This window comes from Neisseria arctica, assembly GCF_022870905.1.
In the GTDB taxonomy this organism is placed as follows: Bacteria; Pseudomonadota; Gammaproteobacteria; order Burkholderiales; family Neisseriaceae; genus Neisseria; species Neisseria arctica.
In genome coordinates this window covers 1,982,270-1,995,165 of the sequence record NZ_CP091510.1, presented here as the reverse complement: position 1 = coordinate 1,995,165, position 12,896 = coordinate 1,982,270, and the positions used below count along the sequence as shown (strand labels likewise).

The 12,896-nt window shown below is 44.4% G+C and carries 12 protein-coding genes and 1 riboswitch; of the genes, 7 read left to right on the top strand and 5 right to left on the bottom strand.

Translation table 11 applies throughout. The features are described 5' to 3' along the window. Positions 1-19: 19 nt before the first annotated feature. Positions 20-1,558 (bottom strand): AmpG family muropeptide MFS transporter, encoded by a 1,539-nt coding sequence (locus LVJ86_RS09225; RefSeq protein ID WP_047761407.1) that lies wholly within the window; start codon positions 1,556-1,558, stop codon positions 20-22. Between the two features lie 317 nt (positions 1,559-1,875). Here LVJ86_RS09225 and LVJ86_RS09220 point away from each other — a divergent pair, with 317 nt between their 5' ends. From LVJ86_RS09220 to LVJ86_RS09200, 5 genes are all read left to right on the top strand, one after another. After that, positions 1,876-3,360: a transferrin-binding protein-like solute binding protein gene (locus LVJ86_RS09220; RefSeq protein WP_053008349.1), complete on the top strand. Its 1,485-nt coding sequence runs from the start codon at positions 1,876-1,878 to the stop codon at positions 3,358-3,360. Between the two features lie 84 nt (positions 3,361-3,444). Next, the gene (locus LVJ86_RS09215; RefSeq protein ID WP_235284614.1) at positions 3,445-4,956 is read left to right on the top strand and encodes a surface lipoprotein assembly modifier; all 1,512 of its coding nucleotides are present in this window, start codon (positions 3,445-3,447) and stop codon (positions 4,954-4,956) included. Between the two features lie 100 nt (positions 4,957-5,056). Next, a complete protein-coding gene (gene pssA / locus LVJ86_RS09210) occupies positions 5,057-5,809 on the top strand; it encodes a CDP-diacylglycerol--serine O-phosphatidyltransferase (RefSeq protein WP_047761405.1) in 753 nt (250 codons plus the stop codon). A gap of 155 nt (positions 5,810-5,964) precedes the next feature. Further along, on the top strand, positions 5,965-6,774 hold the full coding sequence (locus LVJ86_RS09205) for a sulfite exporter TauE/SafE family protein (protein ID WP_047761404.1): 810 nt from the start codon (positions 5,965-5,967) through the stop codon (positions 6,772-6,774). A gap of 148 nt (positions 6,775-6,922) precedes the next feature. Next, the gene (locus LVJ86_RS09200) at positions 6,923-7,246 is read left to right on the top strand and encodes a heavy metal-binding domain-containing protein (protein ID WP_047761403.1); all 324 of its coding nucleotides are present in this window, start codon (positions 6,923-6,925) and stop codon (positions 7,244-7,246) included. A 90-nt stretch (positions 7,247-7,336) separates the two neighbouring features. Here the strand turns inward: LVJ86_RS09200 and LVJ86_RS09195 are convergent, their stop codons facing one another. The 4 genes from LVJ86_RS09195 to LVJ86_RS09180 form a co-directional block, all read right to left on the bottom strand. Continuing rightward, positions 7,337-8,755, bottom strand: a complete 1,419-nt coding sequence (locus LVJ86_RS09195; RefSeq protein ID WP_047761402.1) for a sodium:proton antiporter — start codon at positions 8,753-8,755, stop codon at positions 7,337-7,339. 228 nt (positions 8,756-8,983) lie between these two features. Beyond that, positions 8,984-9,340: a YbaN family protein gene (locus tag LVJ86_RS09190; RefSeq protein WP_047761401.1), complete on the bottom strand. Its 357-nt coding sequence runs from the start codon at positions 9,338-9,340 to the stop codon at positions 8,984-8,986. Further along, positions 9,337-9,918, bottom strand: a complete 582-nt coding sequence (locus LVJ86_RS09185) for a DUF1415 domain-containing protein (RefSeq protein ID WP_047761400.1) — start codon at positions 9,916-9,918, stop codon at positions 9,337-9,339. The genes LVJ86_RS09190 and LVJ86_RS09185 overlap by 4 nt, the downstream gene beginning before the upstream one ends. 268 nt (positions 9,919-10,186) lie before the next feature. Then, on the bottom strand, positions 10,187-10,672 hold the full coding sequence (locus tag LVJ86_RS09180) for an Lrp/AsnC family transcriptional regulator (protein ID WP_047761399.1): 486 nt from the start codon (positions 10,670-10,672) through the stop codon (positions 10,187-10,189). A gap of 256 nt (positions 10,673-10,928) precedes the next feature. Continuing rightward, a riboswitch (glycine riboswitch) is annotated at positions 10,929-11,020 on the top strand. A 272-nt stretch (positions 11,021-11,292) separates the two neighbouring features. Between LVJ86_RS09180 and gcvT the strand changes: the two genes are divergently transcribed. Both gcvT and LVJ86_RS09170 read left to right on the top strand, forming a co-directional pair. Beyond that, positions 11,293-12,390: a glycine cleavage system aminomethyltransferase GcvT gene (gcvT, locus tag LVJ86_RS09175; protein WP_047761398.1), complete on the top strand. Its 1,098-nt coding sequence runs from the start codon at positions 11,293-11,295 to the stop codon at positions 12,388-12,390. 128 nt (positions 12,391-12,518) lie between these two features. Further along, complete coding sequence (locus LVJ86_RS09170; protein ID WP_152667061.1) at positions 12,519-12,848, top strand: hypothetical protein; 330 nt, start codon at positions 12,519-12,521, stop codon at positions 12,846-12,848. Positions 12,849-12,896 lie beyond the last annotated feature (48 nt).

Genomic DNA, 12,896 nt, shown 5'->3' with positions numbered 1-12,896 from the left:
TAGTATGTAGATATTACAGTTAGTGCTGAGATTGGTTGCGGTAAATTTTTTTGTCTACCACATAAACCAACAGCAATACCGGCAGACCGATTAGAGCCGTAAACATAAAAAAGCCCGGATAGCCTATTTTATCAACCATTGCGCCCGAATATCCGCCTAGTGTTTTGGGCAGTAATGTCATTAAAGAGCTGAAAATGGCATATTGCACGGCGGTAAAGCGGATATTGGTAAGGGCAGACAAAAAAGCGATAAAAACCGCACCGGCCAAGCCAGCCGCTAAGTTATCGAAACCGACGGCCAGATACATAAAGGCGACATCATGTCCGCGATAGGCCAATGCAATAAACAACAGATTAGTTGCAGCAGCCAATATGGCTCCCAGCATCATCATTTTCATTAATGAAAATTTTTGTGAGAGCAAACCACCCAAAAAGCCGCCGCCGATAGCCATCAATACACCGAATGTTTTTACCGCAGCAGCGATTTCTTCTTTGCTAAATCCCATGTCTTGATAAAACACATTGGAAATCACGCCGGCCACAATATCCGAAATACGGTATATCCCGATTAAGGCCAGCAACCATAATGCCGAAGAACCATAGCGGCGGAAAAAGTCGGCCACAGGTTCTATCCAAGTTGCAACCGCCAGCGACTTCGGAACCAAACCGCTTTTCACAATGGCTGTTCCCACCGCTACTGCCGCAGCCGTAGATAATAATAGGCGTACCGCTTCAAGCAAAAAACTGGTGAAAATGCCGTCTGAAGAAGGTAATACACTGCCGATTGTAGAAAATACGGCCACAAAAGCAGCAATCGATACGGTAAACAATAGCATCAAGCGTAGATTCTCGCCCGCAGGGCGGGCAGGTGTAATCTTTTGCGAACTTTCCGGCTCCCGTGTGAGCAATGTAGTGAAAATACCCACCCCCATCACGGCTGCCATAATGAAATAAGTTTGCTGCCAAGCTTCATAAACATAAGCTTTTTCGTGAGAGCCTAATTTTGCCGCTAAAAATAAAGCTCCTGCGCCGGCGACAACCATGCCGAGGCGGTAACCCGCATTATAAGTAGCCGCCGTTACCGACTGCATGGCGACATTGTCTGCCGAGGCTTCGATACGGTAAGCGTCAATCACAATATCTTGGGTAGCAGATGAAAAGCCGAGCAATACGGCAGCAGCAGCCATATAAATTAGTGCCGTTTCATTGACAGGGTTTACCAAAGCCATACAGCAAATCGCTGCGACAATCGCACACTGAGAAGCCAGCAGCCAACCGCGACGCCGCCCTAATAATTTGGTCAGAAGCGGTAGCGGTAAAGAATCAATCAGCGGAGCCCACACAAACTTGAAAGAATATGCCAAAGCCGCCCAGCTGAACATGGTTACCGTACTACGGTCCACTCCGGCCTCTCTCAGCCAAAGAGACAGGCTGGAAAAAATCAGCAGAATCGGGATGCCGGCAGAGAAACCGAGAAAAAACAAAGTTACTGCACGGCGGTCAGTATAGGCAGCCGCGGCAGTCAGCCAGCTTTTATTCGAGGAGGAATTTGAAGTCATGCGTATAATCCGGAGTCTTGTTTTCAGACGGCTTTAAAAATAATCAAAATAGTTTTCTATTGTAGCAATAAGCCGACAGGCCGTCTGAAAAGATTTTTTATATTTCGGCATGAGATGCCCGACCTGTAAGGCTTTATTTTCCTTGTTGGCAATCATAATGCATATGTCGGATGTTTTATTGTTGAATAAAAAGATAAAGTATCTATAATTACGTTATATTTTGTAATGATTAGCTAGAAAAGCTTTTGCTCTGTATTGAGTTTTTAATATTTAAAGAGGATATTATGGGATCGAAAACGCCTATCAGAAATATAGTCATGACAGCAATTTGTGCAGCCGTATTGACCGCTTGCGGAGGCGGCGGTGGAGGTAGTGGCGCAAGTGGGACATCTTTAAATACAGAGTTGCTTGCAAATGCTCGGGAAGTACGTCAAGTGATGGATCAAATTGAGGCTTTACCGAGTGCTGAGGATCTAACTGTAGAGCATACGGAAGCATTGAAAGCCGTATTAAATAACTATACAAATCTTAGTAATGCTCAAAAGAGCCTGGTTCCTAAGGCCAGTAGAGACAAATTGTTAGAATTGCTTAAAGCGGCAGAATCATTAGCTCAAAATAATAATGTAGGCAGTAATACTGCCGATACTAATTTAGATAGTATTGAAGATAATAATAGTTTGCCAGCTTTGAATTTACCTGTACCGTTGCATACTCACTTTATTAAATCGGATAGTGCTCAGCAACATAACCCTCATATGCAGTTGAGAAAAGTGGATGGCAAGCCTGCGTTGGTCGATACGCAAATTGGTTTAATTCGCAGCCTAATTTTAAAACCAAATGATCGTCTTATTGTAGATGGTGCAGTACTGAGTGCAGATACAGCTGTAGGATATTTAACACCTTATTCTGCCGTTGCAAAAGCAAGTTCTGCAGGGACAACCATCGAAAATATCAGCCCTTTATATGGTGAGGAAAAGGGATATTATTCTGTTGCAAAAAGCTCTTTAGATGAAGAAATCATACCTATTTTTAACAAGTTAAAAGCTGCGCGCGAGATTTTAGAGGATGAGGAAGCTGATCTGAAAGCAAAGATAAAAGCGCAACAAGAGATTGATAAATGGGAACCAATTTATACAGACTATATGGCTCGCCGACAGAATATGGCTGGACAGGTAGTCAATATCCTGAACGAGATCAATTACATTAAAAAGGATGTTAATGGTTTAATGTTTGATAAAGCAGTTGATGGAGTTTATGCCATTCAGTTTGAAAATGGTGTTCAGGTGGTGATTCATGATCCGGCAGCGGCAGGTTGGACTTATCAGACCTTTGCACATTACTTTGATCCGAATAATGGCATTTCTCATGGCTATCAAAGTTTGGGTGATGAAACTGCTGTCAATGAGATGCCTATCAGTGGTACTGCCACCTACAAAGGTATTTCAACGGCTTACTTAGTTAATAAAGAAGGCAATCACCAACTGACTTCTAAGGTAACCGCTGTAGCGGACTTTGCGAAAAAAGGTATTCGCTTTGCAACCAGCGATTCCCAAATTCATAAGGCTCAAAACGGTATACGTGTTTCCACACCTGCAGATAAATATAACTTAACGGGAACTGCCAAATGGGGAAATAATGAAAACTCATTTAAAGGTACGGTCAATACAGCTGACAATACTTTGAGCGGTACATTGAATGGTAAGTTTTACGGAGGTGCTTCTGTTGCGGAGATCGGCGGTACTTACGGTTTGAGCGGTAAGGACCAGCAGCTGATCGGCGGCTATGGTGCCAAGCGTCAATAATAATGGTTGATTTAGAAAACCGCTTGATTTCAAGCGGTTTTTCTTGTTTTCGTGTGTTTTTATCTTTAAGGGGGGATATCATTTTTGAATAAGTCAATATTCAAATCGGTATTGTTTTTAGGGCTGACTTATATTGTTAGTAGCGGAGTTGTAATAGCGGAGACTATTCCGAAGGCAAATGATGTGGGGCTTCCCCAGAATACGCCTGAACTCAAACTGAATATACCTGAGCCTCAACTAGGCAAGTATCGCCATGTGGAGGCTGTCACAAAAGATATGCCAGTAATTGAAGTGAATGAGGCAGATTTAGTGAATAATCCTGCTTTACTGGAGCGAGCTATGCAATCTGCCGTTGCATCCGGAAACTTTCCTGGGATTAAGGTGTTATTGCCTGTTTACCGTATGTGGCCGCAGCATAATGAAGGTTTGGCAAAATTTGCCCAAGCCGTATTGGCTCAGTCTGAGGGTAGGGCAAATGAAGCAGTAGGGCTATATCGTGAATTGGTTGCAGCAGAACCTGATGCTCCTATGTTGCGCTTCAGAATGGCACAGGCCTTATTTGAAGATCAGCAAAATGAGGCTGCGGCGGATCAATTTGATCGTTTGCAGGCGGAAAGCCTGCCTGAAGTTGTGCGTGAAGGCATTGAACATTATCGGCAAGCGTTGCGTGAGCGTGATGCTTGGCAGACATATGCCGGTATCAGTGTGATACGTGAAAGTAATATAAATCAGGCTCCGCAACAGCAATATTTAGGTAAATATTTGGAGCAGAATCAATGCGCGGATGCCAAAGCAGAGGATCCGAATGATGATTGTTATCGTGGGTGGCGTTTTGATCAGCCTATTGATGCATTGGCTTTAAGTTATCAGGCGGGTGCAGATAAAAAGTTTTCTTTAAGTAACGGTTACTATTTTAAATTTACTGCAGATTTATCCGGTAAGGATTATCCTTCTTATAGCCGTTATAATGATTTGACAATGCGTATCGGTGCGGGAATAGGCTGGGCAGATAGCCGTAACGATCTGGGTGTGATACCTTTTCATGAGCGGCGTATGTATGGAAATGATGCTTATAGTTACACCAATGGGATCAGAAGCTATTGGAATCATTGGTTGTTATCAAATCTCCAGCTAGCCACGGTAGGAGAGATGAGTCGTTTGAAAAACCAACAACGGGAAAGATCCGATAGTAAGTCACATCTGATAGGAATATCTTGGATGTATTATCCGTCTGCTAAACAATATTGGCTATTAGGCGGAGATCATTATCAGGAGCGTAATCCGGAAGATAAAAGTGATAGTTTTAACCGCTATGGGGTACGAGCCGGTTTAGGATATGAGTGGGCTTCAGGGTTGTCTGGGCGTGCTCAAGTGGGGTATGCAAAACGCCGCTATCAAGCACCAAGTTTCTTTAGTGAAAATGATAGGCGACAAGATTCTGAGTTGGCGGCTTCTATTTCGATATGGCATCGGGCAGTTTACTTTAGAGGTATTACTCCGAGATTGACATTTTCTCATCAGCGCAATAACAGCAACGATCCTTTTTATACTTATCAGAAGAATCGTTTATTTGTTGAATTCAATAAGACTTTTTAGTAGCCGCGTATCATGTCGATATGCGGTATAATCAACCGTTCGTATCCTTTTTACTTCACGGTTGTTTCGGCTGTGGAGATTCAGACGGCCTGAGGAGATTATGTCAACGGAAAATTCTAATTCCCCCGATTTCAGCCGCCGCGCCAAGCTTCGGCAAAACAGCATTTATCTGTTACCAAATGCTTTTACGATAGCGGCGTTGTTTTCGGCATTTTTCGCCATTACTCAAGCTATGCACGGTCATTATGAAACGGCAGCAGTTGCAGTGTTTATCGCTATGCTGCTTGACGGGATGGATGGTCGTGTGGCACGTTGGACCAATAGTCAAAGTGCGTTTGGTGAGCAGCTTGACAGTTTGGCTGATATGGTAAGTTTCGGATTGGCTCCGGCGTTGATTGCTTATAAATGGCAACTTTGGCAGTTTGGTAAAATCGGCTATTCGGTTGCGTTTATTTATTGCGCATGTGCGGCTTTGCGTTTGGCATTATTTAATACGCTGATCGGTAAGGTGGACAAGCGTTGGTTTATTGGTATTCCCAGCCCGACTGCCGCGGCATTGGTGGTAGGGTTGATATGGGTTAACCATAGTTATGAAAGTTTGCCCGGCGTTAAGTGGTTCTGTTTATTGATTACATTGTTTGCCGGTTTGTCGATGGTGGTGCAGATTCCGTTTTGGAGTTTCAAAGAAATCAATGTACGCCGGAAAGTTCCCTTTGTAGCGATGATTTTGGCCATGTTGTTGCTGTTGGTAGTGGCAATGGAGCCTTCTTTAGTGCTGTTTCTGTTTTTCTTGGGCTATAGTTTGTCGGGCTATGTGATGTTTGGCTACAAATGGTGGAAGCAGCGCCAATAAGTGCAAGGCTGGCAGCTGGTTGAAATGATTTTAATCGGCTGTTTTTTTGGTTTTGTACGGGATTTGTAGAGCCGCTTCATTTTGATGGAGCGGCTTTTTTCAGACGGCCTGAGTGGTTGTCTGTTAAGTTGCGGTGAGGGGCCGCCTGAAAATATATGTGGACCATTGAAATTATTTTAGCCATGTTGGCCGTAGGTGCTTTCGCAGGTTTTATTGCAGGCTTGCTGGGTATCGGCGGAGGTATGATTATTGTGCCGGTGGTGTTGTGGGTGTTGCAGCTTCAAGGATTGCAGGGGTTATCGCATGCCCAGCATATTGCCGTTGGTACTTCTTTTGCTGTGATGGTGTTTACGACTTTCTCCAGCGTGTTGGCACAAAACCGTAAAGGGGCAGTAGATTGGCATATTGTGCGTAATATGGCTCCGGGCATGGTGGCGGGGGTGGTATTGGGTGCGATATTAGCTCAGTTTATTTCTAACCGTGCGTTACAAATCTTTTTTGTTGTATTTACCGTGGTGATTGCTTTGCGTACGCTGGCCAATGTAAAACCTAAACCCAGCCGGCATTTGCCTGAGCGTATGGGATTGAGCGGCGTAGGGGCGCTCTTTGGCTTGATATCCAGCTGGGTAGGGATTGGCGGCGGTTCGTTGTCGGTGCCCTTCATGTTGTACTGTAATGTGCCCGTACATCGTGCCGTGGGCACTTCTGCTGGTTTGGCTTGGCCGATTGCCGTAGCCGGTGCATTGGGGTATTTGATTTCCGGATGGGGTGTAGCGGGTTTGCCGGCCGGCAGTTTGGGATTTTGGTATTTGCCTGCAGTAGTAGTTTTAAGTGTGGCCACGGTATTGTTTGCTCCGTTGGGTGTGAAGGTGTCGCATAAGCTGCCGTCTGAAAAGTTGAAATTGGCTTTTGGTCTATTACTTTTGGTTATTGCTGCGCAAATGCTTTGGAAAATGTGGGGCTGAGTAAAGGAAAGGTATTTACATCGTGCCGCCTTAATTAGGCGGCTTTTTATTGGGTGAGTTGGTTTTTAAATACGTTATGACGTCTTGAAAAAGAGAGTATTGGAACCATGTTTAATTGTACATTAAGTGATTTATAAGGAAATTTGTAATGTTGAAAACCACCACGCCCACTATTGAAGGCCGCGAGATTGCCGAATATTTGGATATTGTTGTCGGAGAAGCTATTTTAGGCAGCAATATTTTCAAAGATATTTTGGGGTCTATTAGAGATGTTGTCGGTGGCCGCTCCGGTGCTTATGAACGTGAAATGCGTAATGCGCGTGAAACTGCTTTTGCGGAGATGGAGGAGTATGCCCGTAAGCTGGGTGCGGATGCCGTGGTCGGAGTGGATATTGATTATGAAGTTATCGGCCAAAGTGGTTCGATGATGATGATGGTGAGCGTGAGTGGCACGGCAGTGAAGCTCAAGTAAAATACTAAGCCGATTGTGATTGTGTAGGAAGTGAAAAGGCCGTCTGAATATTTTTTCAGACGGCCTTTTTTCTATGGTGTTTTTATTTGCTTAGAACCATTGGAAAACAAAGAAAATAAAAGTGTGCAAAATGAATATGGGTACCAGAATGCCGAAGGACCAAACCATATAGCCAAAAAAGCTCGGCATTTTGACTTTGCGCTGTTCGGCAATTGATTTCACCATAAAGTTCGGTGCGTTACCGATATAGCTTAGAGCCCCCATAAATACCGAACCCATAGAAATAGCCAGTAATGAATGGAACAGCGGGCCGGTCATTAGTGACTGGGCATCTCCACCTGCCATATTGAAAAACACTAAATAAGTAGGAGCGTTGTCCAAGAAAGCTGAAAGTAGGCCGCTCATCCAGAAATACATGGTGTTGACGGGGTTGCCGTCTGCATCGTGTACCATTGAAATCAAGCCGCGGAACGCACCGGCCTCGCCGGCTTTAAGGATTGCCAATACAGGGGCGATGGTGATGAAAATACCAAGGAAGAGTTTACCTACTTCTAAAATAGGATCCCAGTTGAACTCATTGCCCGCGCGAACTTGCTTGGGCGTAATTGCTAAGGAAATACCGGCAAGAGCAAGTAAAATCAGGTCGCGTACTAGGTTTTGCAATTGGTAGGTGCTGCCGAGAATTTCAAAACCGGGATGGTCGGGCTTCCACAAGCCTGACATCAGTACCGAACCAACTACGCCCAAAAGCAGTAGGAAATTCCATTTGCCGAAGATTTTCAACGGGCTGTCGGGAGTCGGATCCGTATCGCTGACTTCATCTTCTTTTTTATACAGATAGCTGTCTAGCAAGTAGAACACAAGCAGCAAAATGGCGGCGCTGATAAATACGGGAGGGAGCATGTGTTGCACCGTCCACATAAAGTCTACGCCTTTTAAAAAGCCTAAAAACAGAGGTGGGTCACCCAGAGGAGTGAGACCACCGCCGATATTGGCAACTAAGAAAATGAAGAAAACCACCACGTGTACACGGTGTTTGCGGTTATCGTTGGCTTTCAGTAACGGACGGATTAAGAGCATGGCAGCTCCTGTAGTGCCCATTAATGATGCCAAAACGGTTCCGATAGCCAAAATAGTAGTGTTGGTTTTAGGGCTGCCGTGTAAATTACCCCAAACTAAAATACCGCCCGATATGGTGTAGAGTGCCAATAAAAGCAGGATAAAAGGAATATATTCTTCGATCAATGCATGTGCAATGGTATGCACGGCGGCACCGAAGCCATAAAAAATAATAAGCGGAATCAAAAAGAGTATGGTCCAAAAGGCCGTCACTTTACCAAAATGATGATGCCAAAAGTGTGGCGCCAATAATGGAAATAAGGCGATTGAAAGCAAAATGAGGGCAAAGGGCAGACCCCAAATCAGGCTTAGGCTGGCGCCGTCAAAAGAGGCGGCTTGTGCAAACAGCGGCATGAGCAGCATGGGGATAAGAGCGTTGTGAAGGCGCATCGGCTATCCTTTTCCGTTAAGGGTAATCGAAATTGATGTGTTAACCTCTGTAAAAGTTAACTTGTTGATTTTAATTTATCCCGGAAATTGTAAAGGGAAAGGCCGCATTATACTGCACTTGCCCGTTTTTGCCGACAATTTTGCAGTTTTATTTAATTGGTTGGCTAAAAAAACTTATAAAAATAAATTGGATAGCTGATTTGGTGCTTTTGAAAGGATAGGGACTGACTAAGCGTCCGGTAATCGCCACATCCAAAAAGCTACCGAAATGCAAACCATTGTAGCGATTGCTATCCACCATTGCATAGGAAATCGTACCCATAGCAGCAAACATGAAAAAGCCATCATGCTGAAGGCCAAATATTTGGCTTTTTTAGGAATGGCCCGACGGGTTTCCCAATTTTTAATGATAGGGCCGAAGTAACGATGTCTGCTTAGCCAATGATGAAAGTGAGGGGAAGACTTCGCCCAACAGCCGGCAGCAAGGAGAACAAAAGGAGTAGTGGGTAGTATGGGTAGAAAAATTCCGATAATGCCCAGAGTCAGGGCAATTATGCCGCAGCCCGCAAATAGCCAGCGTATCATGTGGTTTCCGTTTGTTTGGAATGTAACGGACAAGTGGGAATCTCAAGTTTACGCCATCCTTCATGCCCCATATTTTCTAAAAGGGCGATATTGCGTTCGAAAATATCCGCAGCATTGGGAAAAGCTTCGGTTGCCTTGGCAATGCTGTCTTCGCGAATAAGATGAAGGGTAGGATAGGGCGAACGGTTGGTATAGTTGCTGATATCGTCGGGAGAAGTCCCTTCGAATTGGAAGCGGGGATGAAACGGTGCGATCTGTATGATGCCTTCGAGCCCGTTATCGGTAATGGCTGCATCGGCCAAATCCAGCATATCATTAAAAATCAAAAAGTCGGTAAATAAAGTTGGGTGTACCAGTAAGGTAGTTTCGGTTTCTTCAGCTGGAGTTTCTGCGAGAAATTGTAATTCACGGTCAAGATCTTCTAAAAAACCGTCTAAATGCTTGGCGTGGCTTACGCTGATGCGGATACGGCCTTTGGCATGGGGTGCTTTGGCAAATGGGCAGAGATTTAATCCGATTACGGCTTTTTCAAGCCAAACTAAGGTATGTCGGATTATGGTTTGGTCGTCGGCATTCATCGGTATCTTAATGTGTTTGAAGTGCTTGAATATGGGCTGGTTATTTTAACAAAGCTAGGATTTATTACCAAATGATTGCGTGAGCTGTAGCAATCGAAAAAGGAATGCTATTAAAGGTGGAAAAAGACGTTAAAAGTTAATGTATGTATTTTATAGAGAATCTGGAGGCCGTCTGAAAATAAAATGATCTAGCGGTTGTCATGGTTTATAAGGAATAAGAAAACACGACGGTTCACACCGTCGTGTTATACATGGTAAGAATAAGGCTTTAATCTTGTTGGTTTAAGTGCCCCAAGGGCAGAGCAGTTGTATTTTTGATTTCTTTTAAGACAAAGCTGGACTTTGCGTCTTGCACACCCGGGTGTGATAAGAGTGTTTCTAATACGAAATGAGAGAATGCGTTCATATCTGTGAAAAACGCATGTAAGAGATAATCGGTTTCTCCGGTTAGGGCAAAGCAGCTTAGTACCTCGGGCCATGTTTGTATAGCAGAGGCAAATTGGTCGCGCGACTCGCTGGCTTTATCAATAGACACGCGGATAAAAGCCTGTAAGCCGAGTTGTACGGCAACCGGAGAAAGTAGGGCAGCATATTGACGGATAATACCCGCATCTTCCAATTGTTTCAGACGGCGTAGGCAGGGGGAGGGAGAGAGTGCCACACGTTCAGAGAGTTCGACATTAGTCAGACGACCGTTTTCCTGTAAGACTTGGAGGATCTTGAGATCGGTTTTATCTAAAGTGATTTGTGCCATTTTCGATTCCTTATTTTTTTCTTCTATTTGGCATACATGCCAGTATGTATGTGTCCTTAAATATATTCCAATTTAATTTAACATACAATAGTTTAAAAAAATTAATTTTTTAAAATAATGTGTGATTAGGGTGGTGTTGTCCGGCCTCATGTTGTGATTTTGAGTAATAACAGTTTAAAAGTAATTTTTGTAAAATTATTTTGTAAAGTTTTGGAAATCAGGCCTTGCGGCATTGCGAAAATACAGCCATAATCCGAAAGCATATGCAGGAGAGAGTGCGCCCGTCGGCGTGCCACCGAAGGCGCAGATACCCTTAAATCGCTCAGGTAAAAGGACTGCATATTGTCAACAAAAAATCTGGAGAGTGGCGCGGCTGCGCCCACCGAAGGGGAGAAAGCCGTTTTACGGCTGAAAATCTCAGGTATCAGGACAGATAGGGGCGCGTGTAATCAAACGCGGCGGCCTGCTATGCTGTTTTTTCTTTATTGAAGTAAGAGCGTCCCAATTAAGGCACAAAGAACGGCTGCAAAAAATCCGACGCATGCCGTCTTTGCCTTTGGCCCGATTATGCTCAGGCAAATGGCTATTGTGGAATAACTGAAAACATGGAGAAACTTGAGATGACTACCCTGAAAACCACCCCTTTTTATTCTGCCCACCAAGAGGCAGGCGGCAAGCTGGTTGATTTTGCCGGCTGGCAGCTGCCTGTAAACTATGGTTCCCAAATTGTCGAACATGAAGCCGTGCGCACAGATGCCGGTATGTTCGATGTTTCACATATGCTGGTTTCCGATATTCGTGGTGCGCAAGCCAAAGCGTGGCTGCAAAAACTGCTCGCTAATGATGTGGCCAAACTGGGTTTTGTCGGAAAAGCCCTGTATTCTGCCATGCTGAATGAAAACGGCGGTGTGATGGATGATTTGATCGTGTACCGCGCCAACGAAGCCGAAACTGCCTACCGCATCGTATCCAATGCCGCTACCCGAGAAAAAGACTTGGCACAATTTGCCAAAGTGGGCGAGGAATTCGGTATCGAAATCACTCCCCGTTACGATTTGGCCATGTTGGCCGTGCAAGGTCCTAAAGCCATTGAAAAACTGCTGACGGTTAAACCGGAGTGGTCAGATACCGTTAACAACCTCAAAGTATTCCAAGGTGCCGATTTGGGTAACGATTGGTTTGTCGCCCGCACTGGTTATACGGGAGAAGACGGCGTGGAAGTGATTTTGCCCGGTAGTGAGGCTCCCGCATTTTTCAATGCTTTACGTGCAGCAGGCGTACAGCCTTGCGGCTTGGGCGCACGCGATACATTGCGTATGGAGGCAGGTATGAATCTTTACGGCCACGACATGGACGACGACACCAGTCCGCTACAAGCAGGTATGGGTTGGACGGTTGACCTGAAAGATGAAACCCGCGATTTCGTCGGTAAATCCGCATTGGTGGCTTTGAAAGAAAAAGGCGTGGATGTAAAACAAGTTGGCCTGCTGCTGGAAAAAGGCGGTGTATTGCGCGAAGGTATGGAAGTCGTTACCGAGTTTGGCAAAGGCATTACCACCAGCGGCGTATTCTCGCCCAGTCTGAAACAATCTATCGCCATTGCCCGCGTACCTAAAGATACGGGTGATACCGCCAAAGTAATTTTGCGAGGAAAAGAAGTGGATGTGCGCGTTTTGAAACTGCCGTTCGTGCGTAACGGGCAGAAGCAGTTTGATTAATAGTTTTCAGACGATCTGAGCATATCTTTAAGATCTTAAATCTATGAGTATTTAATCTGTATTTAATTTATAGAGGAGTAAAAATGCTACGAAGATTTAATCCGAATTCGACTCAAGCTGGGAGAGCATTGCAAGCGTGGCAAATTTTGATTTCAGCTGCAATGAATCGACAAACACATACATATAAAAGCCTTTCTATTTTAATGTTTGGACATCAGGCAACAGGGGTTTTAGGGGGAACTTTGGGACATATTGCTTTTTATTGTAATGAAAATAACTTACCACCCTTAACAACTCTAGTGGTGAATAGTGAAACGGGCTTGCCAGGAGAAGAAATACCAGTTTCTCAAGATTTAAACTCTTTACGAGAAACGGTTTATAACTTTGATTGGTATGATATCTATCCTCCAAGCGAACAAGATCTAAAAGAGGCAAATAGTCGTAAACAATTCAGATAAATTGAATAAGTATTAATTCTTTAAACGTTTTAATTTAATAAATTTTGA